The organism is Pseudomonas sp. W3I7 (assembly GCF_030816095.1).
In the GTDB taxonomy this organism is placed as follows: Bacteria; Pseudomonadota; Gammaproteobacteria; order Pseudomonadales; family Pseudomonadaceae; genus Aquipseudomonas; species Aquipseudomonas salomonii.
This window is the reverse complement of record NZ_JAUSXP010000001.1, coordinates 706,260-731,094: the sequence shown is the minus strand read 5'-3', so window position 1 is coordinate 731,094 and position 24,835 is coordinate 706,260. Positions and strand designations below refer to the sequence as shown.

The following is a 24,835-nucleotide window of genomic DNA, read 5'->3' as shown; positions in this document are numbered from 1 at the left end:
TTACTCCTCTGCCCCAGCAGTTGAATGCGAGCCCGTGTCAGAACCTTCAACCACGGCCACTTCTTTCTTCTCGTGCTTGACCGGCTTGCCTGGCTTCATACCTTCGTACTTGTCGACGATTTTCTGAAACAGGTCCGGCTCAAACGCGGAGTACAGAGCGACTGGGTTGTTCTGGCTTGGTTTGGTCAGGGCGTCGTATTCAGCTTGATCAAGCTGTTTAGGTGCGGCCTTGACTGCGGCTACCCAGGCGTTGAAGTCTTCCTGGCTCGTCGAGATCGCTTTGAATTTCATGCCGGTGAAGCCAGCGCCGCTGTAGTTCGCGGAGATGCCTTCCATTTCAGCTTTTTCGTTGGCGATCAGGTGCAGGCGAGTCTGCATGCCCGCCATCGCGTAAATCTGGCCGCCCAGTGCAGGGATGAAGAACGAGTTCATCACGGCATCGGAGGTGATCCGGAAATTAAGCGGAGTGTTCTCCGGGAACTGGATCTCGTTGACCGTGGCGATACCCAGGTCCGGGTAGATGAACAGCCACTTCCAGTCCAGCGCGACCACTTCGATGTTGATCGGCTTGACGTTGGATTCCAGCGGACGGTAAGGGTCCAGCTCGTGGGTCGACTTATAGGTGATGTAACCCAGGGCGATGATGATGAGGATCGGCACCAGCCACACCGCGATTTCGATCTTGGTGGAGTGCGACCACTTAGGCGCGTAGGTAGCGCTGGTGTTCGACGCGCGGTATTTCCAGGCGAAGGCGAAGGTCATGATGATCACAGGGACCACGACCAGCAGCATCAGCAGGGTAGCGGTGATGATCAGGTTTCGTTGATCCAGACCGATCTGTCCTTTTGGGTCCATCAAGGTCCACTTGCAGCCTCCCAGCATTAACAGCATGCCAATCAGCGGCAAAAAGCCTAGTAATCGGGGGTACCTGTTTTTACTCATCTCACGACCTCTAAAGCAGCTTGCGCAATGCAGTTGGGTTTTGATCGCCAACACTTCACCCTGCCAAGGGTTGGCATTTCTCTTCGATTGAATAAGAGCCTGCCCGTCACGCCATAAGTGTACGTTTCACGGACCTGCGGTGAGTTCTTATTCGATTTCGTGGTTAAAGGCCTTGTTACAGACCAATTCCATTTGGTGCGGATAGTTGAAAGGCTGCCGGAACCTTGGGGTCGCACAGAGCCATCCATCTGCCCCTCGACCGCTCCGGTGCTCAAATATTGAACAGCACCGGACATTCAGTGCGGGCGATTGTAGTTAGCTAGCGATGTATAAACCATGTCTTATAAAGAAATAATTTTTATCGATTACAGCAACAATCCTTCACTAAACCTGCAAAGGTTCGCGATCTTATCGTGTTCGATTCTCAACAAAAACCACAAAAATTGCCGTGTTATTGGGCATAACGCCACTTCCCTTACACCTTGTAAGGGCTTGCAAAACTGATTCAAGCCCCCATAAACCAAGGCATTCGGACATCACCCAACGGCTCGGACCGCATGACATTCGCGGCATCGCCCAAACGATGAACTGACAGCACAATTTAGCCTTCGGGTGCAAATTCAGGCGGCGGTTTGACGGGTCAGAAACGTCCTGCGAAAACGTCCGTGTGACAACATGTCGCACGCTGCGCGCACCTATTGTTGCCCCTCGTCACGGCCCTTTCACAAATCCCTACAACCAAAAACGCCCCGGACTTCCTTCAAGGAAGACCGGGGCGTTTTGGGAAACGGGCTCAAGCCTGGCGTTGGCGATTGCGATAGATGCCCAGCGGCACCAGGATCACTGTCAGCACGAACGCCACCAGCGCCCATTGCGCCAGGGACAAGCCAAGAATGGGCGGATACGGCGTGCTGCAGAAGCCGTCGACCTGGAAGCCCAGTGGGAACACCTTGGCCAGTGGCAGTTCATCGACAATCGGCTGCAACACATCGACGCCACAGCTCACTTCCGGGAAAAACTGGGTGTACACGTGGTGGCCTGCGGCAGCGACACCGCCCAGGGCACTGAGTACTACCAGCCCTTCAAACAAGGTGACCGCACCTTTGCGGCGCATGGCGGCGCCGATGAAGGCAAAGATCGCAATCAGCAGCAACGCGTAGCGCTGCAGGATACACAGCGGGCACGGCGCCTCGCCCAACACCACTTGCATGTACAGCGCACCGCCGATCAGCGCCAGGCAGATGATGCCCAGCAACACCAGAAAGCGCCGCTCCCTGCCTAAACGCAATTCGTCACTCATGCCCATTTTCCCTTTGTCGTTGTGCCAATACCGGCAAGTTTACACACAGAGCATGGTTAAAACAGAGAGGGGTTAACTGCGGATTAATCTGGATAAATAGATAACCCAATGTGGGAGCGGGCTTGCTCGCGAAGGCGGTGGATCAGTCACTTATGAGTCAACTGATACGCAGCCTTCGCGAGCAAGCCCGCTCCCACATTTTTAACCGCGTTATTCCAGCGCCGCCGCCGGGCCAAAGAACTCGTACCGCGCCTGCTGCTCCGGCACACCCAACGCCTTAAGATGACGCTTGATCGCCGCCATAAAGCCTTTAGGCCCCAGGAAGTATGCGTCCAGGTCACGCTCCTCGGGCAGCCACGCCGCCAATTGCTCCTGGCTCAACAGCCCGACCTTGTCCGCCGCCGGGCTCACGCCATCGTCCTCGGCATAGCAATAAAAACGCTTGAGCTGCGGGTGCCTGGCCGCCAGGGCATCGACCCAATCACGGAACGCATGCACGCCGCCGTTGCGGGCACAGTGGATAAAGTGCACCGGGCGCTCGGTTGCCAGGGCCGCTTCAAGCATGGGCAACGTCGGGGTAATGCCTACCCCGCCACTGATCAGCACCAGCGGTTTATCGCTGTCCGCCAGGGTGAACTCACCCGACGGCGGGAACAGGTCGATGGTTGCACCGACGTGCATCTGGTCATGCAGGTAGTTGGACACCCGCCCACCGGCCTCGCGTTTGACGCTGATGCGGTACAGGCCCGCATCGCTCAAGGCCGACAGGGAATAGTTGCGGCGCACTTCTTCGCCGTCCAGCACCAGCTTCATACCGATGTACTGGCCCGGCGCGGCTTGCAGGATCGGGCCGTTATCCACGGGTGCAAAGTAGAAGGAGATGATTTCGTCGCTCTCCTCCACACGCTTGACCAACAGGAATGGCCGCGCACCGCGCCAGCCGCCCGGTGCCTGGGCTTTTTCAGCGTAGATCGCGGCTTCAGCGCCGATCAGGATGTCGGCCAATTGGCCGTAGGCCGCGCCCCAGGCACTCATCACCTCAGGCGTGGCGATCTCGCTGCCGAGCACTTCAGAGATGGCGCGCAGCAGGCATGCGCCCACAATCGGGTAATGTTCCGGCAGAATCTGCAAGGCCACATGCTTGTTGATGATCTTGGCGACCAGATCACCCAGTTGGTCGAGTTGATCAATATGCCGCGCATACATCAGCACGCCATTGGCCAGGGCGCGGGGCTGATCGCCGCTTGCCTGGTGGGCTTGATTAAACAGCGGGCGAACTTCTGGGTATTCGCTGAGCATCATGCGGTAAAAATGCGTGATCAGCGCTTCGCCGCCGCTTTCCAGCAGGGGCACAGTGGATTTGACGATGGCACGGTCTTGGGCACTAAGCATGGCAGACTCCTGGGTCTCTTTACTGATTACCTGGACCTACTCAGTATTCGTGCCAACTTATTAATCGTTACTTTTCAATAGCTTAAATATTATGTAGTCAGTATGACTGCCTACACCTTATAGTCATAAAGACTACAAGGAGTCATTATGACTGCACAATCGCTGCTCACCACCCTGTTGCCCCTGGTCGCCGACCTGTCCCGCGAGCTGCCCGAGGGCGAGCGCTATCGACGCCTGCTGCAAGCCATGCGCGCGCTATTGCCGTGCGATGCCGCTGCATTGTTACGCCTGGACGGTGAGTGGCTGGTGCCGCTGGCAGTGGATGGTTTGAGCACCGACACCCTTGGCCGGCGCTTCAAGATCAGCGAGCACCCGCGTTTTGCAGTGTTGCTGAGCAGCGCCGGCCCTACCCGCTTTGACAGCGACAGCGAACTGCCCGACCCCTACGACGGTTTGGTCGACGGCCTGCACGGGCACCTGGAAGTCCACGACTGCATGGGCTGCCCGCTGTTTATCGACGACCAGCCCTGGGGCCTGCTGACCCTCGATGCGCTGGACACCGAACGTTTCGAACGCGTCGAGCTGGATGCCTTGCAAGCCTTTGCCAGCCTGGCGGCGGCCACCGTCAATGTCGCCGAACGCATCGAGCGCCTGGCATTGCGCGCCGAAGACGAACATCAGCGCGCCGAGATCTACCGCCAGGCCAGCGGCCAGCAGCACAAGGAAATGATCGGCCAGAGCAAGGCGCACAAGCGCCTGGTCGAGGAGATCAAGCTGGTGGGCGGCAGCGACCTGACCGTGCTGATTACCGGCGAAACCGGGGTCGGCAAGGAGCTGGTCGCCCAAGCTATCCACGCCGCCTCCCCGCGTGCGGACAAGCCGCTGATCAGCCTCAACTGCGCCGCGCTGCCGGAAACCCTGGTGGAAAGCGAACTGTTCGGCCATGTGCGCGGCGCCTTTACCGGCGCGCTGAATGAACGCCGTGGCAAGTTCGAACTGGCCAATGGCGGCACCCTATTTCTGGATGAAGTGGGCGAGTTGTCGCTGACCGTGCAGGCCAAATTACTGCGCGTGCTGCAAAGCGGCCAGTTGCAGCGCCTGGGTTCGGACAAGGAACACCAGGTGGATGTACGCCTGATCGCCGCCACCAACCGCGACCTCGCCGAAGAAGTGCGCAATGGCCGCTACCGCGCCGACTTCTACCACCGCCTGAGCGTGTACCCGCTGCAGGTGCCGGCGCTGCGCGAGCGCGGGCGGGATGTGCTGCTGCTGGCGGGCTACTTCCTGGAGCAGAACCGCTCACGTATGGGCCTGGGCAGCCTGCGCCTGACCAGCGACGCCCAGGCCGCGCTGCTGGCCTACAACTGGCCGGGCAATGTGCGGGAGCTGGAACATTTGATCGGGCGCAGTGCGCTTAAAGCTCTGGGTAACTGCCGCGAGCGGCCGAAAATTCTGAGCCTGAGCGCCCAGGACCTGGACCTGCCGGACGTCAGTGCGCCGGCTATCGAAGCACCGCTGCAAGCGCCGCTGGCCGTGAACGGCGACTTGCGCCAGGCCACCGAGCAATACCAGCGCCAAATCATCAGCGCCTGCCTGGAGCGCCACCAGCACAACTGGGCCAGCGCCGCCCGCGAACTCGGCCTGGACCGCGCCAACCTTGGCCGCATGGCCAAGCGCCTGGGCCTCAAATAGCCCAGGCGACTCGGTCAACTGTGGGAGCTGGCTTGCCTGCGATAGCGGTGGGTCAGCCAGCTCAACTTTGACTGATCCACCGCCATCGCAGGCAAGCCAGCTCCCACATTAGATAGCCTTCAGATTGCCTTTGCCTGCAAGACTGGCTGAACCGGCCGAGGCTTTCTGAACACCAACACATTGCCCAACATCACCAGCACCAGCCCCATCAGCGCCGGGACGGTCCACTGGTAACCCTCGGCAAACGCCGACACGTTCAACGCCACCACCGGAAACAGCACCGTGCAATACGCCGCCCGTTCCGGCCCCATGCGCCCAACCAGGGTGAGGTAGGCGGTAAAGCCGATCACCGACCCCGGGATCACCAGGTACCACAAAGCGCCGATATACCGCGCACTCCAGTCCATGTCGAAGGGAATGCCGCGTACCGCACAGTAAGTCGCCAGCATCGCGGCGCCATAGGCCATGCCCCACGCATTGGTGGTCAGCGGCTTGAGCCCGGCCTTCTGTTGCAGGCTCGACAACATATTGCCCGCCGAGAAACACAGGGTCCCCAGCAACGCCAAGCCCAGGCCGAGCAAGGTCTGCGGGCTGGCGGTATGCCCTGCCAGTTCCGGCCAGAACAGAAAGCCCAGCCCCAGCAACCCCAGCGCGCCGCCCATCAACACGTTGCGCGCTACGCGTTGGCCAAAAAACACCCGGGCATTGAGGGCGTTCCACAACGTGGCGGTGGAAAACACGACGGCTACCAGACCGCTCGGGATCCATTGGCTGGCGGTCAGGAAGCACATGAAGTTCACGCAGAACAGGCACAGCCCCTGCGCCAGGCAGATCAAATGCCCGCGCCGGTTCATCACCTGCAACTTGCGGCTGAGCAGCAACAGCGCAAACAGCATTAGCGCCGCCAAACCAAAGCGGTAGACGATCGACACGGGAATCGCCACCACACCCAATTGCCACTTGAGGGCGATCCAGGTGGTGCCCCAGATCAGCACGGTAAGTAAATACAGGAAAAGGTTCATAGCGGGCTCCATCGGTTGAGCCACAGTGTCCCTTGCCGGCCAGCCGGCGCTCTTGCACATTCTTGCGCTTTTGTCGGGCACAGGGATCACAGCCATCACCGGCGGGAGTAGGATGCAAGGCGTCGGAGAGCACAACCATGCCTGATCTGGAATCCCTGCAAGTCTTTCAAGCCCTTAACCGCTCGCCCAACGCACGCCTGGAAGCCTGCGCCGAGCTCGGTGACGGTTTGTCTGCGGCCTTGTGGAGCAACCATCACGATTCGCAGGATTACCAGGCGCCGACCCATCACACCTTGTCCTGCTACATCGGCGGTGGCACCGGCACGTTTCGGCGCGATCAGCCGGGCACCAAAGGTGGCCCGGACAAACTCTGCATCCTGCCCGCCGAGCACCAGTCGGCCTGGGTGATCAACGGCGAGATTCGGCTGGCCCATGTGTATTTCAGCCCGGAGCAATTTGCCCTCGGCTGCGTCACGCTGCTTGACCGCGAGCCGCGTGAATTGCAATTGCGCGAAAGCACCTTCCTCGAAGACGCCAGCCAGGCCCAGCGCTTTCACCAGTTGATCGCCCTCAACTGGCAGGAGCCCGCCGAGCGCCTGCTGACCAGCAGCCTGGCCCACGAGATGCTCAGCCACACCTTGCTCAGCCAAGTCGGCGCACGCAATGGCCTGCGCTTGAAAGGTGGTTTGGCGGCGCATCAGCGGCGGCTGTTGGTGGAATTTATCGACCACCACCTGGAAGACCCAATCAGCCTCGGGCAACTGGCCGGCCTGTGCGCGCTGTCGGAATACCACTTTGCGCGGATGTTCCGCCAAAGCTTCGGCCTGCCGCCCCACCAGTACCTGCTGGCGCGTCGTCTGGCGCGTGCGCAAGCCCTGTTGCGTGGCGGCGCCCTGCCCCTTGGCGAAATTGCCTGGCGGTGTGGCTTCTCCAGCGCCAGCCACTTTACCCACCGTTTTCGCCAGGCCATGGGCGCCACGCCCGGGGAATACCGCCAGGCGTTCTGCGCCTAGACCATCAAGCCCAATGTCTTGGCCTTGGCCACCGCTTGGGTGCGCCGCTCGACGCCGAGCTTGCTGTGGATGCGCCGCGCGTGGGTCTTGACGGTGTGCAGCGAGATAAACAGCCGGTCGGCGATTTCCAGGTTGGAGTTGCCCTGGGCGATCAACTGCAGCACTTCCAGTTCGCGCTGGCTCAGCGGGTTTTCCACCACACCGCTGGGCGCCGCAGGGGTTTCCAGGCCCAGCTCACTCAATAGCCCCGGCGCACGCAAACGCAGCTCGCGAATCGCCTGCTGCACCTGGCAGCGCTGCGCCAGCTCCAGCCCGGTTTGCAGGGCGCGACGGGCCACGGCCGAGTCGCCCAACTGCCAGGCCACTTCGCCCAACACCAAGTGCAGTTCGGTTTCCAGGCAGAGCATGCCGCGTTGCCGGGTGGTGTCGAGCAAGGCATACAAACGCTCCATGGGCTGAACAGCCACACCCAGCTTCACTTCGGCCAACACCAGCAGGTACTCCAGCCGTGGAATCAGCTCCAGCGTAGCCGGCGGTGCCTGCCGGGCCTGTGGCCCACGGAAGTGGCGCAGCACCCGGCGTACTGCCTTCACAGTCAGTTCCGCACGCCCCTGCTGCAACCAGAAGTGCCCACTGACCAACAGCAGCACCGCGCGGTATACCGAGTCCGGCACATGGCGCTGTTGCATCAAGCGCTCCGCTTCGCGCAGTTGGGCAAACGCCTGGGCATAATCGCCATGGTTGGCCGCCAGCAACGCCAGGCCGAGAAACCCGTAGAGCACGCGCTTGTCCTGGCTGTGCAGGCACAGGCTCAAACCGGTTTCGAAACATTCACCGGCGAGCGTGTCCTGGCCTTGGCGCAGCGCCAGATGCCCGCGCCGCAAGGCGATGCGTCCTACCAGTGGCCCGGCCTTGAGGCGCTGGCACGCCAGCATCGCCTGCACATTTTCCAGCAGGCTTTGCGCCCGATACGGTGCGCCGCGCTGCTCCAACAACTGGGCGTGATCCAGCTCCAGCAATGCCTCCAGCACCAATGAACCATGGGCACGCGCCAGGCACAGCGCTTCGCGGTTCAAGGCTTGGCTGACGTCCAACTCACCGCGCAGCAAGGCTTGCTGGGTCAGGCCCGACAGGCACATCAGCCGGGAAGTCCAGGCGCTGTCGGGCAACGCTTGCAAAGCCTCCAGAAAATGCTCGCGGGAGCGCTCGGCATCGCCATTGAGGTGCAGCAACCAGCCCCATTGCGCCTGCCAACGTGCCAATAAATGCCGCTGTTTCGCCGCCGTCGGCTGCGGTGCAAACCGGGCCAGCTGGTCGATGCACACACCCGCTTGCTCAAAGCGCCCGGCGAACAGTAGTGCGGCCGTCACCAGCCCCACCAGTTGCGCCGAGCCCAGCATCAATTCATCGCCATGCTGCTCATGCAAACGCAACAGCAGTTGCGCATTCTGCTGACGGAACAGGTCTTCAAAACTGAAGTGTTGCAACAGGCTCACCGCCACCTCAAACGCTTCGGCCAGCAAGGCCTGCTCAAACGCAGCTTGCCAATCGCACTCGGTGGTAAACCATTGGCAAGCGCGCCGATGCCAGGCGCGCTTGGCCGGCCAGGGTTCATCGCGCAGCAAGCGTGCAAGCGGCGGGAAGACCTGCAGCCAATCGGCGGTGTCTTCCCAGGGCTGGATGAAGGCGCCCAATGCCTGCAATTCGCGCAGGTAGTGGTCACCGTCGCCAGCGCCGAACAGGTGCTCGCACAGGCTCGAGTTGAAACGCGGCAGGTGCGCCAATACCCGCCAGGCCTCAGCCAACTCCACCGGCAAGGTGCGCAGCAGTTCGTGTTGCAGGTAGTCGAGCAAGGTCTTGTCCGGGTGACCATCGCCGAGCAAGGCAATGCGTACCCCGGCGCACCAACCGCCGCTGAACTGCATGACGCTGTCGAGGCTTTGCTCGGGGCCGAGCAATTGCTGGACCTGCGCCGGGCTGAAGTTCAGCTCACTGCACGTCAACAGTTCATCGTCGAGCAACAGCCGCGGCCAGTTGCACGCGGGCCGCCGCCGCGCGCCCAGCCACCAGGTCAGCGCCGGGCTGGCGACACTGAGCAGGCGGTCGAGCAAAGCATCCAGCTCGGGCGCGGGCAGGCGGCAGTAATCATCCAGGAACAACCACGCCGTGGGCTGCCAGCGGCTGAGGTCGAGCAACAAGGTGGCTTCATCGACAAATGCCAGGCCCAGGTTGTGCGCCAAGCGTCGGCACAACTCGTCAGGGCTCAAGGCCGCGCCATTGAGTGGCAGCCAATAAACCTGGCAACCCTTGGGCGCCTGCAAGGCACACTCGGCCAATAGCGCGCTTTTGCCACTGCCGCCCGGCGCGCACAGCAACTTCACCCTTACGGTTGCTGCGAGCAACGGCTCGGTCAATTGCGGGCGTAACAGATGATGGGCGGACAGCCGTGGCATGAATCCAGGACGGTCCAGGCAGCGGGTCATGGCAGTCATTGCTGCATCCTGCGTTTTTATTGTTATGCAACCTGACGCCACCCTAGTCCTGTGGTTGGCGGTTGTTGAAGAAGTATTCAGCGGGGTGATTGAAGGGCATGCGTAAAACTAAATGTGGGAGCTGGCTTGTGTGGGAGCTGGCTTGCCTGCGATGCAGACACCTCGGTCTAACAGGCATACCGAGGTGATGCTATCGCAGGCAAGCCAGCTCCCACACAAGCTCGCTCCCATATTTTAATCTGAGTCAGCGAACGCCCTCGGACCGCAACGCCGCTGGCGTGTAATCCGCCGCCTTGGCCGCGAAGCCGAACACGAAACTGTGCTTTTCCTCATTCTTCATGCCGAGCGCGATGTAGCGCCCGGCAATGATGTCGTACAGGGTTTCCACGGTGTAGGCCGGCACCTGGTGATCGTAGTAGAACTGCGCATGCCCTTCAGCAACGCGCCACAGTTGGCCACGCCCGTCGTAGTGATCCACCAGTGCGACCTGCCAGCTGTCTTCGTCGATGTACATGTGGCGCTTGGCGTAGATGTGCCGCTCGCTTGGCTTGACCGTGCCGACCACTTCCCACACGCGGTGCAGCTCGTAGCGGGTGAGGTCCTGGTTGATGTGCCCGGCCTTGATGATGTCGTCGTACTTGAGGGTCGGCGAATCGAGCTTGTAGCTGTTGTAGGGGATGTACATCTCTTTTTTGCCGACCAGTTTCCAGTCGTAGCGGTCGGGCGCGCCGGAGAACATGTCGAAGTTGTCGGTGGTGCGCAGGCCGTCGGAGGCGGTGCCCGGGCCGTCATACGAGACTTGCGGTGCGCGGCGCACGCGGCGTTGGCCGGCGTTATAGATCCACGCCAGGCGCGGCTCCTTCACTTGGTCGAGGGTTTCGTGCACCAGCAGCACGTTGCCCGCCAGGCGTGCGGGCGCCGTCACCGATTGCTTGAAGAAGCTCAGCACGTTGGCCGCCTTGGCCGCGTCGATGTCCGGGATGGCTTGCGGCACCGCCACTTCTTCTTCGAAGCGGATCGGCGTGTAGCTGCCATTCGTTTGCGGGGTAGCCTGGGTGATGATGCGCTTGAGGTTGCCGCCGTGGTAACGGGTGATGTGGTTCCACAGCACTTCCACGCCATTTTTCGGGATCGGGAACGCGTAGTAGCGGTTGCCGGTGAAGTTTTCCAGGCCGTTACCGTCGTTGATCGCGTGCACGTTCAGCGCGCTGCGCTTGATCGACTCGTAGATATCCGGCGGCAGGTTGACCGTGCGATGGCTCGGGTACACCGGGATCTTGTAGGTCTCGGGGTAACGCTTGAACATCGCCACCTGGCCGTCGGAAAGCTTGTCTTTGTACTTGTCGACCGTGGCGGCGGTGATCACGAACAGCGGTTTTTCATTGGCGAACGGGTCGGCCAGAAAGCCTTTGCTGTCTACCGCGCCGGCATTTTTCGGGATGCCGCCGGTCCAGGCCGGGATCGAGCCGTCGGCGTTGCCGGCTTTTTCGGCGCCGACCGGCGTCAGGGTCGTGCCGAGCTTGGCGGCCTCTTCGGGCGAGACGGCGGCCATGACGTGGGCGGCCAGTACACTCAGGGCCATCACTGCAAATAGCTTACGCATAGGTTGTTGTCCTTCCTTAAACCAAGTCAGAAGTTCACGCCGAAGCTGAGGGCGATAAAGTCGCGGTCGGTGAGGGTGTTGTAGTCACCGCCAAAAAAGTCGGTGTAGCTCAGGCTCGCGGTGTAGGTGTTGCGGTAGTCCGCATCCACGCCGACGCTGATCGCCTTGGCGCCTTCGTTGAAAATGCCGTTGGGGCCGTAGCCGCTGACGTCATGGGACCAGGACAGGTTGGGCTTGAGGTTCACCCCGGCGAACACGTTGTTGTAGTCGAGGATCGCGCGGGCGCGGTAGCCCCAGGAGTTGGCGGTGACGAAGCCGTCGGTGTCGCCGCCGAAACCATAGGCGCCATACACCGAATCGCGGCCATAACGCAGTTTGGTCTTGGCTTCCAGCCCGCCGACGTGCACAAAGGCCGCCTCGCCCACCAGCGTCAGGCGTTCGGCCCCCAGCACCTGGTCGAAAAACTGGGTCATGGTGCTCTGGATCTGGGTGATTTCCTTGCGCCGGTAGCCCGAGTTGTCCGAGCCGAACGAACTGCGGATCGGCGAGGCGGTTTGGCCGGCAATCGGGTTGACCAGCGCCAGGGTCAGGTCGGTAGAGTTGAGTTGCACCGGCGCATTTGGCCGGTAGCTGATTTCGCCGGTCCAGGCCGTGCCGGTGGGCAAGGTGGTGGAAAAACTCGCGCCGTACAGGCGGATGTCTTCCGGGTAATCGAGGTAATACTGGCCACGCCCGAGCAGGGTGCTCTGGGCCAGGCCCGAGCCACTGCCGGGCGCGATGGCGTTGGCAGTGCTGACGATGCGGCCGATGGTGGCCAGGTTGGTGTTGGCGGTGATCGTGCCCACGGTAGGCGTGCGGCTGTGGTAGTTCATGAAGTAGAGGCCGTACTCGGTGTCATCGCCCAGCCAGCGCAAGGCCGCGCCGAATTGGCCACCATCGCGCGCTTCGCGGTCGTTGGCGCGCTGCACCACCACGCCTTCGCGGGTCACCTGGAAGCCCTGGCCAAACGCTGCGGCCACCGGTTGCAACGGCGCAATCGCCGGGTTGCCGACCGTGTAGTTGCCGTTGCAGCCGTGGGCCACCACGTCGTTACCGAAGAAGGTGCCGCAGTTATCCACCACGGTGTTTTCCCAGTTGAGCTGGTAGAAACCTTCTACCGACAGCTGGTTGGTGAGGCTTTGGGACGCGAACAGCATGTTGACCGGAATCAGGCCTTCCTTGATCTCGGCGCCAGGACGGCGAAACGCCGAGACGTCAATGGGGTTGATGCTGTTGATCGAGTTACCGATAAACGTACTTTCGCCCCAGCTCACCACCTGCTTGCCGACCCGTACGGCGCCCGGCAAATCGCCGATGGAATAGTTGTGGTACACGAAGGCATCCAGCAGTTCGTAGCCGGACGAGCGCGCGCCTTCGTCGCGGTGGTTGTTGCTGATTTGCTTGAACTCGCGGTTTTCGTCCTGCAGTTCGAAGTCGTACCAGTACTTGCCGCGCACAAAGATGCCGCTGTCGCCGTACTTGAGCTCCAGGTCGTGAATGCCCTTGAAGATCTTGGAGAAGGTCTCACCCTTCTTGAAGTTCAGCCGCCCGTCATCACCGGTGGACGCCTGCCCCGTGCCGCCGTTGGGAATGCCCACCAGCTTCTTGTCGGCATCGCGCATGCCCCAACTGGCGCCGACCGACAGCGAGGAATCGAATTGCCCTTCGATCTCGCCGATGTTGAATGAAACAGCCTGTGCCTGGGCGCAACAGCCCAGCGCAACCGCCGTGGCCAGCGCCTGTGGCGTGAAGATGGCGCGCATTGTTGTTTTTGTCATGCGTCTTCCCCGGTGAGTGACAGAAGGCCCCACCCTACTGCCGCCCTTCGGGAGCGATAAGCGCACCAAAGGGGTATTCGTGGTGTCGCTCGAAAGGATGAACAGGCGCTCTGGCCGGGGTTTGGGCGCCACCATGGATTAGGCAGATGGCGGATTATCAGGAGGATGGATAGCGCGCAGGCGATCATTACTGAAATTGCAACAGTCCTTGTCCTGAACTGCTATTACTCATCTTGTTACAACCGATTATTCTTAACGCACTTTCAGGGCAAATGGCCCGCTTGGGTAAATCCAGGAAAAGTCTGATTCCAATAGATTGGCCTAATGTTTCAATCTATTACCGCTGTTCACTGACGTTGATTTGTCGCTCCTTGATCCAACGTCTTACTTCGGCCGCTGCGTTTGCAGCGGCCTTTTTTATGCCCCAAATAAAAGGGGGCGCTTTTAGCGCCCCTAGCATTCAACGGTGTTCAAGCAACGATCAGAGGCTGAACTTCTGTAAATTGGCCATCATCTCTTTCAACGCTTCGATGTTGTCCTTGGGGTGCGCGGCGCCTTCGAAGTCGCAGATCTGCGCCCAGTGCGCGGCCACATCGTCGGGCGAAAAGCCGGCCTCAGGGTCAAACCCCACGCCCAGGCTGCGTTCCCAGCGGGTCTTGCCGATCCAGCCGCCGCCGACTTCAAACAAGCCCGAGGTGTCCTGGCACGCCTCGCTGCCCAGGTACACCACCAACGGGCTGACCAACTCCGGCTTGAGGCGCTCGAACACCTGCGGCGGGATCAGGCCTTCGGTCATGCGCGTGGCGCCGGTGGGGGCGATGGCGTTGACCAGAATGTTGTTCTTGCGCCCTTCCAGCGCCAGGGTGCGGGTCAACCCATAGAGACCCAGCTTGGCCATGCCGTAGTTGGATTGGCCGAAGTTGCCATAGATGCCCGAGGTGGACGCGGTAAAGATCACGCGACCATAACCCTGCTCGCGCATGTGCGGCCAGGCGGCGCGGGTAACCTTGTAGGCGCCTTCTACATGCACGCGGTACACCAGGTCCCAGTCACTGTCGTCCATTTTGTGGAAGGTCTTGTCGCGCAGAATGCCGGCGTTGTTGACCACCACATCGACACGGTCGAACACGTCAAGGGCGTGCTGGACGATCTTGTCGCCATCGGTTACGGAATCATGGTTGGCCTCGGCAATACCGCCGGCCTCACGGATCTCAGCCACTACACGGTCGGCAGCCGAGGCATTCGCGCCTTCGCCCTGGGCCGAGCCGCCGAGGTCGTTGACCAGCACTTTGGCCCCGTGCCTGGCAAACAGCAGCGCATGGGCACGGCCCAACCCGCCGCCGGCACCGGTGACGATCACGACCTTATCCTGAAACTGCACTGACTCACTCATACCGAACTCCGTTGGCGACAATGGCAATGGGTTGAGTGTCACGCACGCAGCCTTTGGTCACAATAAACACGGCCGAGGCTGAATGGTGCTCGATAAGGCAGCGGGATGATTAAATCGCTGTTGTGGCGAGGGAGCATGCTCGCGCCGGGCTGCGCAGCAGCCCCGGATTGGCCTCAGGAGTAAGCCAATCGCGATGCCGGCTGACCGATACGTTCACGAAACGCCAAATAATGCTTGAGCACCAGCACCGGCGCTTCGATCTGCGGGTAGTGGCCGATATGGGCCAGCGACACCGCGTCGGCATTGGGCACCAACTGCTGATAACGCTCCACCATATGCGCGCCGGAAATGGGGTCGACCTCGCCGTCGATCACCCGCAGCGGCACCTCTTCGCGTTGCATCGCCGCCACCCAACGTTCACGCATACGCCGGCGCTGGGGAATGTAAGCAATCAGCTTATGCAGGATGCGCGGGCCATCATGGCAGTTGATCAGGCTCCAGAAGTCATCCAGTGCACTTTCACTGGGCCGCGTGTTCGGGCCGAAAATCTGGCTGAAACTGTTCGACAAGGCATTGCGCCCAAAAGCGCGGCCGATCATCCAGCCGAGTGGGCTGAGCAAGAGTTTCTGCACCAGCGCCGGGCGATGGGTCTCGGGAAACAGCCCGCCATTGAGGAACACGCAGCTGGCCATCCGAAAGCGGCCGTCGTAGTGGCGCGCCAGTAATTCCTGGGCCACGCTGTCGCCATAGTCATGGGCCAACACATGCACCGGCCGCTCCACGCGCAGGTGTTCGAGCAGCGCCTGTTGCAGGTCCGCCTGCTCCAGCAGGCAGTAATCGTGGTTCAGCGGCTTGGCCGAATCGCCAAACCCGAGCATGTCGCAGGCGATCACCAAGTTGCGCTGGGCCAGGGGCTGCCACAGGTAATGCCAGTCCCAACTGGCGGTGGGAAAGCCATGAATCAACAGCAACGGCTCGCCCTGCCCCGCCACCCAGTAACGGATCACGTGGCCACGAAAGAGAAATTCCTGACTACGTTTGCGCCAGGCTCTGAGCGGTATCTCGGCGAGTGGCATCAGCTTTTATACCCGGGATCTTGCAGGTCCAATTTACGCAACAGCGCCGGCCACGCCAGTGCACCGCCCATACCTTGGGCGCTCTTTGTGACAACTGCCACCATCGCCTTGGCCCCCGCCAGAATCTGCGGCTCGATGGCAATCAATTCGGCGCCGCCGTTTTGTGCCAGTACCTGGATGTCGCACGCGCGCTGGAAGGTGAACATCATTAAAAACGTGTCGGCGATCGAGCCGGCGCAGGTCAACAGGCCGTGGTTGTGCAGCATGAGGAAATTGTTGTCGCCCAGGTCTGCCTGCAAGCGGGCTTTTTCTTCAGGGTTGAGCGCCACGCCTTCATAGGCGTGATAGGCCAGGCTGGACAAGACAAAGGTGGATTGCTGGCTGATCGGCAGCACGCCCTGCTTCTGCGCCGACACCGCAACGCCCGCGGCGGTGTGGGTATGCAGCACACAGACCACGTCGTGGCGCACTTCATGGATGGCACTGTGGATGGTGTAGCCGGCGGGGTTGATCTCGTAGGGGCTGTCCATCAGCTTGTTGCCGGCCTGATCGACCTTGACCAGGCTCGACGCCGTTATCTCATGGAACATCAAGCCATAAGGGTTGATCAGGAAGTCTTCGGTGCCCGGCACCTTGGCGGAAATATGCGTGAAGATCAGGTCATCCCAGCCATGCAGCGCCACCAGGCGATAGCAGGCCGCCAGGTCGACGCGGGTCTGCCATTCGGCAGCGCTGACCTGGTCTTTGACATTCTGCGGCGATAGAACAGGGGCTAGGCTCACGGCAACAACCTCCTTGGTTCGCATTCTTATTATTTTTCTGGATGAGGGGCCAGTCTAGTCAGACGCCGTGACGCAAGGAGTTGCCTTGGCAGCCAGCTTGATGACTGAGCGAGTCAGTCATCAGAATAGTACAAGTGGTGTCAGAGAAGTGCCGCCAATAAAGGCACGGCAAACAGGTTGAGCAAGCCCGTGAGCACGCGCTTGAACACCGGCATCCGCTTGCCCTGGGGCATTGCCTTTATCTGGCGTGACGGCGCCTGGCTGCGTGAATTCCCGGTCAAGCGCGCAGAGCAGTGACCAATTCGGCCAGCCACGGCTCGGCGTCGGCTTCGGGGGTCACGCTTTCGCTGGCGTCCAGGCGCAGCATCGGCAGCACTTCGCGCACGCCCAGCTCACCGAACAGTTCGCGCATTTGCTCGCCGCCACCGCAGAACGTGTCGCCATAGCTGGCGTCGCCCAGGCCGATCACCGCGCCGGGCAGGCCGCGCCAGGCGGCTGGCAGTTGGTCGCGAATGGTCGAATACAGCGGTTGCAGGTTATCCGGCAGTTCGCCCATGCCGGTGGTCGATGTGACCGCCAGGAACGCCTCGGGGGCAAAGGCTTGCACGTCGGCCAAGGTGGCGCGTGGGTTGTGCCAGGCTTCAAAACCGGCCGCATTGAGGATACCGGCGGCGTGGCGGGCGACTTCTTCAGCCGTGCCGTAGACCGAGCCGGAAAGGATGGCGACTTTCATCAATCTGATCCTGTGGTTGAGCGAAAGCGTGGGATATTAGCAGCTGACGCAACTATTTCAGCGCACACCGTGCGACATTCAAAAGTTGCCATAGAATTCAGACTTTAAAAACATGCGATGGACTGCTCAATGATCAACGCCAAACTGATGCAACTGGTGATTAACGCTTCCAACGACGGCATCGTCGTCGCCGAACGTGAGGGCCAGGACAAGCCGCTGATCTACGTTAACCCGGCGTTCGAGCGTATGACCGGTTACACCCTGGACGACATCCTGTATCAGGACTGCCGCTTCCTGCAGTCGGGTGACCGCGACCAGCCGGCGTTGATGGCCATTCGTGATGCCCTCGACAGCGGGGGTGCCTGCCGGGAGATCCTGCGCAATTACCGTAAGGACGGCACGCACTTCTGGAACGAGCTGTCGCTTTCCACGGTTTACAACGAGGCCGACAAGCAAACGTATTTTGTCGGTGTGCAAAAGGACGTCACGGCTCAGGTGCAAGCGCAGCAACGCGTCGCCCAGCTGGAAGCGCAAGTGGCCGAGCTTAAAGATGAGCTGGCAGCGCTGAAGACGACGAGCGGAAATAACAAAGTGTAAAAAATGCGGCCGTTAGGGCGATAATGGCTTTTTAATGCCTCCTCCTTGAGCTACATCAATGCACCGCGACGCTCTATTGACGCAGGACGAGCTGGATTTTATCCAGGACATGCAGCACAACCCGCAGCTCAACCTGCGGGATGCCTGGTCGAGCCTGACAGTAAATGGCGGTGCGCAGATTCGCGATTTGCTCACGCGGCTGGCCGCGCACGACCATGTCACCATCCAGGCGCAGTTCGATAACCAGCAACTGACCTTCCCGCTGCACCTGGTGGAAGACGAGTTTCATGCGGTGCATCTGCGCCTGGGCGTGCCGAGCATTTTTGAAGACGGGCCAATGATCCGCCCATGGCGTCTGGCCCTTGAAGCACCCGTGGCGTTGGAAAACGTCCGGGGCAACCCTGCCGCGCTATGGGTGCATGAAGTGTCATTCAAGGGTGTGCTGGTGGAGATTCGCGGGCGGGTCAAACCGCCGAAAACCTTCTCCCTGTGGTTCAGCCCGTCCGGTTACGAGCGTATTGCCTTGCGCGGCACGCTGGAACGGGAAACCGCGCGAGGCCTGTTCGCTTATCGCTTGAGCCAGAGTGACGCGGATGAGATCGAACGGCTACGCCAGTTCATTCTGCATCAGCACCGGTTGGTCCATCCGCACGTACACGCCTGAAATCAGCTATCCAGGCTACCTGCGAGAAACTGCTGCAAGCGGCTCTGCATCTGGCGCCCTTCACTGCCCAGGCAGCCGATGGGCGAGCCGGCCAGGTCCTGCTCGGCCAGGTCCGCAGCGGCCCCGGCCAGCAACAGCGGGCAATCCAGGGTCAGCGCCAGGCGACTCAGGCGCGCTGCCAGTTCATGGTTGTGCGCATGGTTGGAGAAAATCACCAGCGCCTGGGGACGGATCTTTTCACACACCAGTGTCAGTTCATCAAACGGCTGGCCCATGCCCAGCACTTTCACCGGCGTGTTCTCGTGGCTGAGCATCAGCGCCGCCACCAGCAGTTCCAATTTACGGCATTCGCCCGGCATGGCCGCCAGCAACACCCGCGGCGCCAGAGAGCTGCTCGCAAGCCTTAAGCGCTCAAAGGTATGCATGCGCAGGAAAGTGTCGTAAAAAAGCCATTCACTGGCCTGGCCGAAACGGCCCTGGTGGCGCAGCAGGTCACCCCACAGCGGCATAAAGATGTCCTGGAATGCCACGCTCAGTGGGTAGGTCGCAAAAACCTGGCCGTAAAGGCTCTCCAACTGACGCTCGTCAAAGGCGCTGACCGCGTGCAGCAACCGCGCCCGCCACTGCGACCACTCATGTTCGTCGACGCCATTGCCCTCGGCATGAAGCGCCACAGCCTGTAGATCGTCGCGTGCGAGGATCTTGCCGACCTTGCTGACGGCCACGCCACGCTCAATCCAATCGAGAATGCGATTGACGGTCACAATATCGGCACTGGAATAGAGCCGATGCCCGCTTTCGGTGCGTGTTGGCTGGATCAGGCCATAACGACGCTCCCAGGCACGCAGGGTGACCGGGTTGACACCTGTCATTCTCGAGACATCACGAATCGGGAACAGCTCATCCGGGTCAGAGCCTTGAGCCTGGGTCATTTCGCGAGTTTGAGCAGTTATTTCAGGCATCAGAGATCGCAAACATCTATCTAAGTGTGGATCCCATTTAACGCTTTTAAACTTGTCCTTTTCAAGGGCTGGCCTGTCAGACCAATGCCACTGGTGTATTTCTTGAAAACAGGAATAATCCTTGCCTGTTTTTTGGTGATGACCTTACCCGGTCGCCACCTGTGTGCGCCGCCTACCCGGCTCAGCGCACCTGATTACTTGGAGATACACAATGTCTACCTCTCCCGTCACCTTGATGGTTGCGCGCCGCGTGGCCAAAGGGCGCTATGAAGAATTGATGGCCTGGCTGCGCGAAGGCGAGCAATTGGCCACTGACTTCCCCGGCTACCTGGGTTCCGGCGTGCTTGCGCCGCCGCCCAATGATGATGAATTCCAGATCATCTTCCGCTTCGCCGATGAAAAAACCCTGCATGCCTGGGAGTTCTCCGCCTCGCGCAGTGCCTGGCTAAGCCGTGGCAGCGAACTGTTTGCCGACCCGTCCGAGCATCGCGTCAGTGGCATCGACGGCTGGTTCGGGGCCGTGGGTGCACGACCACCGCGCTGGAAACAGGCGGTGGCGATCTGGCTGGCATTTTTCCCGGTGTCGCTGCTGTTCAACTTCGGGCTGGGGCCGCTGCTCAGCGAGTTGGACATGTTCGCGCGTGTGCTGGTCAGTACCCTGGCCCTCACGCCGTTGATGGTGTACTTCTTTATTCCGCTCTCGACCCATCTGCTCGCGAGTTGGTTGCATCCAACGCCCACGCCCAAGGCTACCCAAGCCCCTGCGTGAGTACAGGGGCGGCCGGTCGCTGGTATAGTTTCAACCTGCCAGCGACTCGAGCCTCCCATGACGGTAACCAACGCCCCGATCCTGATCACCGGTGCCGGCCAGCGTGTCGGCTTGTATTGCGCCGAGCGCCTGCTGGACGAAGGCCACGCGGTGATTTTCAGCTACCGCAGCCAACGCCCGGGCGTTGAGGCCTTGCGCAAGCTTGGCGCGCTCGGCGTGTTTGCCGACTTTTCCACTGAGGCCGGGATTCTGGCCTTTATTGCCGAGCTGAAAACCCATACCGACAGCCTACGTGCGATCATTCACAACGCGTCGGCGTGGGTTGCGGAAACGCCCGGCGACGAAAGCCGCGCCTTCACCGATATGTTCAGCGTGCACATGCTTGCGCCGTACCTGATCAACCTGCATTGTTCACCTTTGCTGCAACGCTCGACACCGGCCGATATCGTGCATATCAGCGATGACGTGGTGCGCAAGGGCAGCCGCCAGCATATCGCCTACTGCGCCACCAAGGCCGGCCTCGACAGCCTTACACTGTCGTTTGCCGCGCAGTTCGCGCCGCTGATCAAGGTCAACGGTATTGCGCCGGCGATGGTGATGTTCAACGCGGGCGACGATGCGGCGTACCGAACCAAGGTGCTGGCCAAGTCGGCACTGGGCATCGAGCCTGGGCCTGATGTGATCTACCAGAGTGTGCGTTACCTGCTGGACAACCCGTATGTCACCGGAACCACCCTGACCGTCAACGGCGGGCGGCATATCAAGTAAGCCGTTTGTGAGGATGTTGTATGACCTTGTCCCTGCCCCAACACTACCGCGAGATCCTCAAAGGCCTGGGCGAAAACCCGGAGCGCGAAGGCTTGCTCGACACCCCCAAGCGCGCCGCCAAGGCCATGCAGTACCTGTGTCATGGCTATGAGCAAAACCTGGAAACCATCGTCAACGGCGCCTTGTTCGCCTCCGATAACGACGAGATGGTGATCCTCAAGGACATCGAGCTGTATTCGCTGTGCGAACACCATTTGCTGCCCTTTATCGGCAAGGCCCACGTGGCCTATATACCGACCGGCAAGGTGCTGGGCCTGTCGAAGCTGGCGCGCATTGTCGACATGTACGCGCGGCGCCTGCAGATCCAGGAAAACCTCACGCGGCAGATCGCCGACGCGATCCAGCAGGTCACCCAGGCCGCAGGCGTGGCGGTGGTGATCGAAGCCAAGCACATGTGCATGATGATGCGCGGCGTGGAAAAACAGAATTCAACCATGAACACCTCGGTGATGCTCGGCGCGTTCCGCGAGTCGAACACCACGCGCATGGAGTTCCTGCAACTGATCGGACGGAGCAAGTAGCAATGCCACAACTTCAACCAGGCATGGCGCGCATCCGGGTCAAGGACCTGTGCCTGCGCACCTTTATTGGCATCAATGAAGATGAGATCAACAACAAGCAGGATGTGCTGATCAACCTGACCATCCTGTATGCCGCACAGGAAGCTGTGCGCGACAATGACATCGACCACGCACTGAATTACCGCACCATCACCAAGGCGATCATTGCCCACGTCGAAGGCAATCGTTTTGCACTGCTCGAACGTCTGACGCAAGAGTTGCTGGACCTGGTGATGAGCAATGAGTCAGTGCTGTACGCCGAAGTCGAAGTGGACAAGCCCCATGCGCTGCGCTTTGCCGAGTCGGTGTCGATTACCCTGGCGGCCAGCCGCTGATAGTTAAGTGAGCCTTATGAACGATCAACAACGCCTCGAACTCGAAGCCGCCGCCTTTCGCCGGTTGGTGGCCCACCTGGACAGCCGCAAGGATGTGCAGAACATCGACCTGATGAACCTCGCAGGCTTTTGCCGCAACTGCTTATCCAAGTGGTACAAGGCCGAGGCCGACGAGCGCCACATCGAGCTGAGCCTCGATGACGCCCGCGAAGTGGTGTACGGCATGCCGTACGCCGAGTGGAAAGCCCAATACCAGCAAGAAGCCAGCGCCGACCAACAGGCGGCGTTCGCCAAAGGAAAACCCCATGACTGATCTGAACACCCTGCGCGCCAGCCTCAACAGCGGCGAACATGTTTTTGCCGATACCCTGGCTTTTGTAGCCGCCGGTTACGATTACCAGCCGCAGGCCTTTACCAATGGCGGCGTAGAAAACGCTGCTGGCCAGAATGAAGGTTCGTGCAAGACCTTGGGCTTGGCGCTGCTGGAAGGCTTGAGCGATCAGGAAGCGTTGCTGGCGTTTGGTGAGCACTACCGTTCGGTGGTGGCGACGCCGCAGGGCAGTGATCACGGCAATATTCGGGCGTTGATTGCGCATGGTTTGGCCGGTGTGAAGTTCACCGCACAGCCGCTGACCCGTAAATCCTGAGACAGATACAAATCAAAATGTGGGAGCGGGCTTGCTCGCGAAAGCGGTGTATCAGAAAAATATTCTGTAACTGACACTCCGCATTCGCGAGCAAGCCCGCTCCCACATTTGATCTCTGTTGCCCCTAAACCCCTGGCATAAAAAAACCGGCCTCTCGGCCGGTTTTTTCATTTCAACGGGTTTAGAACGAAGCGTCCTTCAAACCGTCGAGGTAACGCTCGGCATCCAACGCCGCCATGCAACCGGCGCCGGCCGAGGTGATGGCCTGGCGGTACACGTGGTCAGCTACGTCACCGGCGGCGAAGATACCTTCGATGTTGGTCGCGGTGGCGTTGCCTTCACGGCCGCCTTGCACAACCAGGTAGCCGTCTTTGGCTTCGAGCACGCCTTCGAACAGCGAAGTGTTCGGGGTGTGGCCGATGGCGATGAACACGCCGTCGACTTTCAGCTCGTCGAAGCTGCCGTCGTTGTTTTTCAGGCGGGCACCGGTCACGCCCATAGTGTCGCCCAGGACTTCGTCCAGGGTGGCGTTGAGCTTGAGGATGATCTTGCCTTCAGCCACACGGGCGTGCAGCTTGTCGATCAGGATCTTCTCGGCGCGGAAAGTCTCACGGCGGTGAACCAGGGTCACAGTGCTGGCGATGTTGGCCAGGTACAGCGCTTCTTCCACGGCGGTGTTGCCGCCACCGACCACAGCGACCGGCTTGTTGCGGTAGAAGAAACCGTCGCAGGTCGCGCAGGCGGAAACGCCTTTGCCCATGAACGCTTCTTCCGATGGCAGGCCCAGGTAACGGGCGCTGGCGCCGGTGGCGATGATCAGCGCGTCACAGGTGTAGACACCGCTGTCGCCGGTCAGGCTATAAGGCTTTTTCGAGAAGTCGACCTGGTTGATGTGGTCGAACACGATCTCGGTTTCAAAGCGCTCGGCATGCTCTTTCATACGTTCCATCAGCACCGGGCCGGTCAGGCCGTGCACATCGCCCGGCCAGTTGTCGACTTCAGTGGTGGTGGTCAACTGACCGCCCGCCTGCATGCCGGTAATCAGCAGCGGCTTGAGGTTGGCCCGGGCAGCGTAGACGGCAGCGCTGTAACCGGCAGGGCCGGAACCGAGAATAATCACTCGCGAATGACGGGTATCAGACATGACTCACTCCTATCGACCGCCCGGACCACAAGGCAGCTGGAATAAAAAAGGACCGCGAAGCACTTGGGGAAGGCTTGAACTCGCAGGCCCTGAAAATAATGGGTGCAGCGTATAGAGGGGGGCAAGATTAAGGAAATACGGAATAACAATCCAGCTCATAGGTGGTCTCTATGCAGTCGACGCGGTTAATCGACACCCTGGTTGCCTAGATGTTACCGCTGATGTCGCCGCTTTCACCGAAGAAGTAAAGCCGGTAAGGTCGGCGCGTTCGTCTTCTTGCTCGGAGTTCTCCATGCCCGCCCCTGCTCTTTCTGGCCCGCAATACCTGCGTGAAGGCCTAAAACTGGTGTTGAGCCCTGGCCTGCGCCTGTTTGTGCTGCTGCCGTTGGCGATCAACCTGGTGCTGTTCGTCGGTTTGATCTATTTCGCCGGCCATCAGTTCAGCCTGTGGGTCGACACCTTGATGCCGACGCTACCCGGTTGGCTGAGTTTCCTCAGCTACATCCTGTGGCCCTTGTTTGTGGTGCTGGTGGTGTTGATGGTGTTTTTCACCTTCACCATGCTGGCCAATATCATTGCCGCGCCGTTTAACGGTTTTCTCTCGGAGAAAGTCGAGGTGGTGGTGCGCGGCACAGACGACTTCCCCGCCTTCAGCTGGGGCGAGTTGATTGCCATGGTCCCGCGCACCCTGGCGCGGGAAATGCGCAAACTGGGTTACTTCCTGCCACGCGCCATCGGCCTGTTTATCCTGTCGTTCATTCCGGTGGTCAACCTGATCGCCGCGCCGCTGTGGCTGCTGTTCGGCGTGTGGATGATGGCGATCCAGTACATCGACTACCCAGCGGATAACCACAAGTTGGGCTGGAACGAAATGCTCGCCTGGCTGCGCCAGAAGCGCTGGCAGAGCATGAGCTTTGGCGGCATTGTTTATCTGGTGCTGCTGGTGCCGGTGGTCAACCTGCTGATGATGCCGGCCGCCGTCGCGGGAGCCACGTTGTTCTGGGTACGTGAGCAAGGCGCCGAGGCGATGGCACGACAGGCGATAGCCAAGTCATAAATCCATCATCCTGGC

The 24,835-nt window shown here is 60.5% G+C and carries 24 protein-coding genes; 11 read left to right on the top strand and 13 right to left on the bottom strand.

Annotated features, from left to right (window positions below; genetic code table 11):
* The 3 genes from cyoA to hmpA form a co-directional block, all read right to left on the bottom strand.
* Complete coding sequence (cyoA, locus tag QF043_RS03455; protein ID WP_065930545.1) at positions 1 to 942, bottom strand: ubiquinol oxidase subunit II; 942 nt, start codon at positions 940 to 942, stop codon at positions 1 to 3.
* A 793-nt stretch (positions 943 to 1,735) separates the two neighbouring features.
* Entirely contained in the window at positions 1,736 to 2,242 is a 507-nt protein-coding gene (locus QF043_RS03445; RefSeq protein WP_056858320.1) for a disulfide bond formation protein B, read from the bottom strand.
* A gap of 210 nt (positions 2,243 to 2,452) precedes the next feature.
* On the bottom strand, positions 2,453 to 3,634 hold the full coding sequence (hmpA, locus tag QF043_RS03440) for an NO-inducible flavohemoprotein (RefSeq protein ID WP_056858321.1): 1,182 nt from the start codon (positions 3,632 to 3,634) through the stop codon (positions 2,453 to 2,455).
* A 147-nt stretch (positions 3,635 to 3,781) separates the two neighbouring features.
* On the opposite strand from hmpA, the gene norR reads away from it, so the two are divergent.
* Entirely contained in the window at positions 3,782 to 5,326 is a 1,545-nt protein-coding gene (norR, locus tag QF043_RS03435) for a nitric oxide reductase transcriptional regulator NorR (RefSeq protein ID WP_307417517.1), read from the top strand.
* A 119-nt stretch (positions 5,327 to 5,445) separates the two neighbouring features.
* Here norR and QF043_RS03430 read toward each other — a convergent pair whose 3' ends face one another.
* The gene (locus QF043_RS03430; RefSeq protein WP_307417516.1) at positions 5,446 to 6,348 is read right to left on the bottom strand and encodes a DMT family transporter; all 903 of its coding nucleotides are present in this window, start codon (positions 6,346 to 6,348) and stop codon (positions 5,446 to 5,448) included.
* A gap of 137 nt (positions 6,349 to 6,485) precedes the next feature.
* Here QF043_RS03430 and QF043_RS03425 point away from each other — a divergent pair, with 137 nt between their 5' ends.
* Positions 6,486 to 7,361, top strand: a complete 876-nt coding sequence (locus tag QF043_RS03425; RefSeq protein WP_307417515.1) for a helix-turn-helix domain-containing protein — start codon at positions 6,486 to 6,488, stop codon at positions 7,359 to 7,361.
* On the opposite strand, the gene QF043_RS03420 is transcribed toward QF043_RS03425, so the two are convergent.
* The 7 genes from QF043_RS03420 to QF043_RS03390 all read right to left on the bottom strand — a co-directional run bounded on the left by QF043_RS03420 (position 7,358) and on the right by QF043_RS03390 (position 17,257).
* Positions 7,358 to 9,853 (bottom strand): LuxR C-terminal-related transcriptional regulator, encoded by a 2,496-nt coding sequence (locus tag QF043_RS03420; protein ID WP_307417514.1) that lies wholly within the window; start codon positions 9,851 to 9,853, stop codon positions 7,358 to 7,360. The genes QF043_RS03425 and QF043_RS03420 overlap by 4 nt on opposite strands.
* Positions 9,854 to 10,097: 244 nt before the next feature.
* Positions 10,098 to 11,456 carry a DUF1329 domain-containing protein gene (locus tag QF043_RS03415; RefSeq protein ID WP_056858326.1) on the bottom strand — a complete coding sequence of 453 codons (1,359 nt, stop codon included), beginning with the start codon at positions 11,454 to 11,456 and terminating at the stop codon, positions 10,098 to 10,100.
* A 26-nt stretch (positions 11,457 to 11,482) separates the two neighbouring features.
* Positions 11,483 to 13,273, bottom strand: a complete 1,791-nt coding sequence (locus QF043_RS03410; protein WP_307417513.1) for a DUF1302 domain-containing protein — start codon at positions 13,271 to 13,273, stop codon at positions 11,483 to 11,485.
* Between the two features lie 481 nt (positions 13,274 to 13,754).
* Positions 13,755 to 14,666, bottom strand: a complete 912-nt coding sequence (locus QF043_RS03405; protein ID WP_307417512.1) for an SDR family oxidoreductase — start codon at positions 14,664 to 14,666, stop codon at positions 13,755 to 13,757.
* A gap of 173 nt (positions 14,667 to 14,839) precedes the next feature.
* Positions 14,840 to 15,742, bottom strand: coding sequence for an alpha/beta fold hydrolase (locus QF043_RS03400; RefSeq protein ID WP_307417511.1), 903 nt, complete (start codon positions 15,740 to 15,742; stop codon positions 14,840 to 14,842).
* A complete protein-coding gene (locus QF043_RS03395) occupies positions 15,742 to 16,548 on the bottom strand; it encodes a class II aldolase/adducin family protein (RefSeq protein ID WP_307417510.1) in 807 nt (268 codons plus the stop codon). The genes QF043_RS03400 and QF043_RS03395 overlap by 1 nt, the downstream gene beginning before the upstream one ends.
* A gap of 253 nt (positions 16,549 to 16,801) precedes the next feature.
* Positions 16,802 to 17,257 carry a flavodoxin gene (locus tag QF043_RS03390; RefSeq protein WP_307417509.1) on the bottom strand — a complete coding sequence of 152 codons (456 nt, stop codon included), beginning with the start codon at positions 17,255 to 17,257 and terminating at the stop codon, positions 16,802 to 16,804.
* A 129-nt stretch (positions 17,258 to 17,386) separates the two neighbouring features.
* Here QF043_RS03390 and QF043_RS03385 point away from each other — a divergent pair, with 129 nt between their 5' ends.
* Together QF043_RS03385 and QF043_RS03380 are read left to right on the top strand one after the other, a co-directional pair.
* Positions 17,387 to 17,854, top strand: coding sequence for a PAS domain-containing protein (locus QF043_RS03385; RefSeq protein ID WP_307417508.1), 468 nt, complete (start codon positions 17,387 to 17,389; stop codon positions 17,852 to 17,854).
* A 58-nt stretch (positions 17,855 to 17,912) separates the two neighbouring features.
* On the top strand, positions 17,913 to 18,518 hold the full coding sequence (locus tag QF043_RS03380; RefSeq protein ID WP_056858332.1) for a hypothetical protein: 606 nt from the start codon (positions 17,913 to 17,915) through the stop codon (positions 18,516 to 18,518).
* Between the two features lie 2 nt (positions 18,519 to 18,520).
* Here QF043_RS03380 and QF043_RS03375 read toward each other — a convergent pair whose 3' ends face one another.
* Positions 18,521 to 19,480, bottom strand: a complete 960-nt coding sequence (locus QF043_RS03375) for a MerR family transcriptional regulator (RefSeq protein ID WP_373460656.1) — start codon at positions 19,478 to 19,480, stop codon at positions 18,521 to 18,523.
* A 211-nt stretch (positions 19,481 to 19,691) separates the two neighbouring features.
* Between QF043_RS03375 and QF043_RS03370 the strand changes: the two genes are divergently transcribed.
* The 6 genes from QF043_RS03370 to QF043_RS03345 are packed head-to-tail and all read left to right on the top strand — an operon-like array spanning position 19,692 to position 22,619.
* Positions 19,692 to 20,249 carry an antibiotic biosynthesis monooxygenase gene (locus QF043_RS03370; RefSeq protein ID WP_307417507.1) on the top strand — a complete coding sequence of 186 codons (558 nt, stop codon included), beginning with the start codon at positions 19,692 to 19,694 and terminating at the stop codon, positions 20,247 to 20,249.
* A gap of 57 nt (positions 20,250 to 20,306) precedes the next feature.
* Positions 20,307 to 21,017: a dihydromonapterin reductase gene (folM, locus tag QF043_RS03365; protein ID WP_307417506.1), complete on the top strand. Its 711-nt coding sequence runs from the start codon at positions 20,307 to 20,309 to the stop codon at positions 21,015 to 21,017.
* 20 nt (positions 21,018 to 21,037) lie between these two features.
* Positions 21,038 to 21,598 carry a GTP cyclohydrolase I FolE gene (gene folE / locus QF043_RS03360; protein WP_307417504.1) on the top strand — a complete coding sequence of 187 codons (561 nt, stop codon included), beginning with the start codon at positions 21,038 to 21,040 and terminating at the stop codon, positions 21,596 to 21,598.
* Positions 21,599 to 21,600: 2 nt separating this feature from the next.
* Positions 21,601 to 21,972 carry a dihydroneopterin triphosphate 2'-epimerase gene (folX, locus tag QF043_RS03355; RefSeq protein ID WP_017135091.1) on the top strand — a complete coding sequence of 124 codons (372 nt, stop codon included), beginning with the start codon at positions 21,601 to 21,603 and terminating at the stop codon, positions 21,970 to 21,972.
* Positions 21,973 to 21,988: 16 nt separating this feature from the next.
* Positions 21,989 to 22,285 (top strand): DUF1244 domain-containing protein, encoded by a 297-nt coding sequence (locus QF043_RS03350; protein WP_069788208.1) that lies wholly within the window; start codon positions 21,989 to 21,991, stop codon positions 22,283 to 22,285.
* Entirely contained in the window at positions 22,278 to 22,619 is a 342-nt protein-coding gene (locus QF043_RS03345; RefSeq protein ID WP_307417502.1) for a HopJ type III effector protein, read from the top strand. The genes QF043_RS03350 and QF043_RS03345 overlap by 8 nt, the downstream gene beginning before the upstream one ends.
* A gap of 181 nt (positions 22,620 to 22,800) precedes the next feature.
* Here QF043_RS03345 and trxB read toward each other — a convergent pair whose 3' ends face one another.
* The gene (gene trxB, locus QF043_RS03340; protein ID WP_307417501.1) at positions 22,801 to 23,763 is read right to left on the bottom strand and encodes a thioredoxin-disulfide reductase; all 963 of its coding nucleotides are present in this window, start codon (positions 23,761 to 23,763) and stop codon (positions 22,801 to 22,803) included.
* Between the two features lie 292 nt (positions 23,764 to 24,055).
* Between trxB and cysZ the strand changes: the two genes are divergently transcribed.
* On the top strand, positions 24,056 to 24,820 hold the full coding sequence (gene cysZ, locus QF043_RS03335) for a sulfate transporter CysZ (RefSeq protein WP_058420022.1): 765 nt from the start codon (positions 24,056 to 24,058) through the stop codon (positions 24,818 to 24,820).
* The last annotated feature ends 15 nt before the right edge of the window (positions 24,821 to 24,835 follow it).

What these genes read in the sequence shown, in the direction of transcription:
- QF043_RS03400 (WP_307417511.1), bottom strand. Translation starts at nt 15,742, where the DNA reads ATGCCACTCGCCGAGATACCGCTCAGAGCCTGGCGCAAACGTAGTCAG.
- QF043_RS03380 (WP_056858332.1), top strand. Translation starts at nt 17,913, where the DNA reads ATGCACCGCGACGCTCTATTGACGCAGGACGAGCTGGATTTTATCCAG.
- folE (WP_307417504.1), top strand. Translation starts at nt 21,038, where the DNA reads ATGACCTTGTCCCTGCCCCAACACTACCGCGAGATCCTCAAAGGCCTG.
- QF043_RS03420 (WP_307417514.1), bottom strand. Translation starts at nt 9,853, where the DNA reads ATGACTGCCATGACCCGCTGCCTGGACCGTCCTGGATTCATGCCACGG.
- folX (WP_017135091.1), top strand. Translation starts at nt 21,601, where the DNA reads ATGCCACAACTTCAACCAGGCATGGCGCGCATCCGGGTCAAGGACCTG.
- QF043_RS03430 (WP_307417516.1), bottom strand. Translation starts at nt 6,348, where the DNA reads ATGAACCTTTTCCTGTATTTACTTACCGTGCTGATCTGGGGCACCACC.
- QF043_RS03385 (WP_307417508.1), top strand. Translation starts at nt 17,387, where the DNA reads ATGATCAACGCCAAACTGATGCAACTGGTGATTAACGCTTCCAACGAC.
- QF043_RS03410 (WP_307417513.1), bottom strand. Translation starts at nt 13,273, where the DNA reads ATGACAAAAACAACAATGCGCGCCATCTTCACGCCACAGGCGCTGGCC.
- QF043_RS03445 (WP_056858320.1), bottom strand. Translation starts at nt 2,242, where the DNA reads ATGAGTGACGAATTGCGTTTAGGCAGGGAGCGGCGCTTTCTGGTGTTG.
- QF043_RS03425 (WP_307417515.1), top strand. Translation starts at nt 6,486, where the DNA reads ATGCCTGATCTGGAATCCCTGCAAGTCTTTCAAGCCCTTAACCGCTCG.
- QF043_RS03350 (WP_069788208.1), top strand. Translation starts at nt 21,989, where the DNA reads ATGAACGATCAACAACGCCTCGAACTCGAAGCCGCCGCCTTTCGCCGG.
- QF043_RS03395 (WP_307417510.1), bottom strand. Translation starts at nt 16,548, where the DNA reads ATGCGAACCAAGGAGGTTGTTGCCGTGAGCCTAGCCCCTGTTCTATCG.
- QF043_RS03375 (WP_373460656.1), bottom strand. Translation starts at nt 19,480, where the DNA reads ATGCCTGAAATAACTGCTCAAACTCGCGAAATGACCCAGGCTCAAGGC.
- QF043_RS03415 (WP_056858326.1), bottom strand. Translation starts at nt 11,456, where the DNA reads ATGCGTAAGCTATTTGCAGTGATGGCCCTGAGTGTACTGGCCGCCCAC.
- hmpA (WP_056858321.1), bottom strand. Translation starts at nt 3,634, where the DNA reads ATGCTTAGTGCCCAAGACCGTGCCATCGTCAAATCCACTGTGCCCCTG.
- QF043_RS03345 (WP_307417502.1), top strand. Translation starts at nt 22,278, where the DNA reads ATGACTGATCTGAACACCCTGCGCGCCAGCCTCAACAGCGGCGAACAT.
- norR (WP_307417517.1), top strand. Translation starts at nt 3,782, where the DNA reads ATGACTGCACAATCGCTGCTCACCACCCTGTTGCCCCTGGTCGCCGAC.
- QF043_RS03370 (WP_307417507.1), top strand. Translation starts at nt 19,692, where the DNA reads ATGTCTACCTCTCCCGTCACCTTGATGGTTGCGCGCCGCGTGGCCAAA.
- QF043_RS03405 (WP_307417512.1), bottom strand. Translation starts at nt 14,666, where the DNA reads ATGAGTGAGTCAGTGCAGTTTCAGGATAAGGTCGTGATCGTCACCGGT.
- QF043_RS03390 (WP_307417509.1), bottom strand. Translation starts at nt 17,257, where the DNA reads ATGAAAGTCGCCATCCTTTCCGGCTCGGTCTACGGCACGGCTGAAGAA.
- trxB (WP_307417501.1), bottom strand. Translation starts at nt 23,763, where the DNA reads ATGTCTGATACCCGTCATTCGCGAGTGATTATTCTCGGTTCCGGCCCT.
- folM (WP_307417506.1), top strand. Translation starts at nt 20,307, where the DNA reads ATGACGGTAACCAACGCCCCGATCCTGATCACCGGTGCCGGCCAGCGT.
- cysZ (WP_058420022.1), top strand. Translation starts at nt 24,056, where the DNA reads ATGCCCGCCCCTGCTCTTTCTGGCCCGCAATACCTGCGTGAAGGCCTA.
- cyoA (WP_065930545.1), bottom strand. Translation starts at nt 942, where the DNA reads ATGAGTAAAAACAGGTACCCCCGATTACTAGGCTTTTTGCCGCTGATT.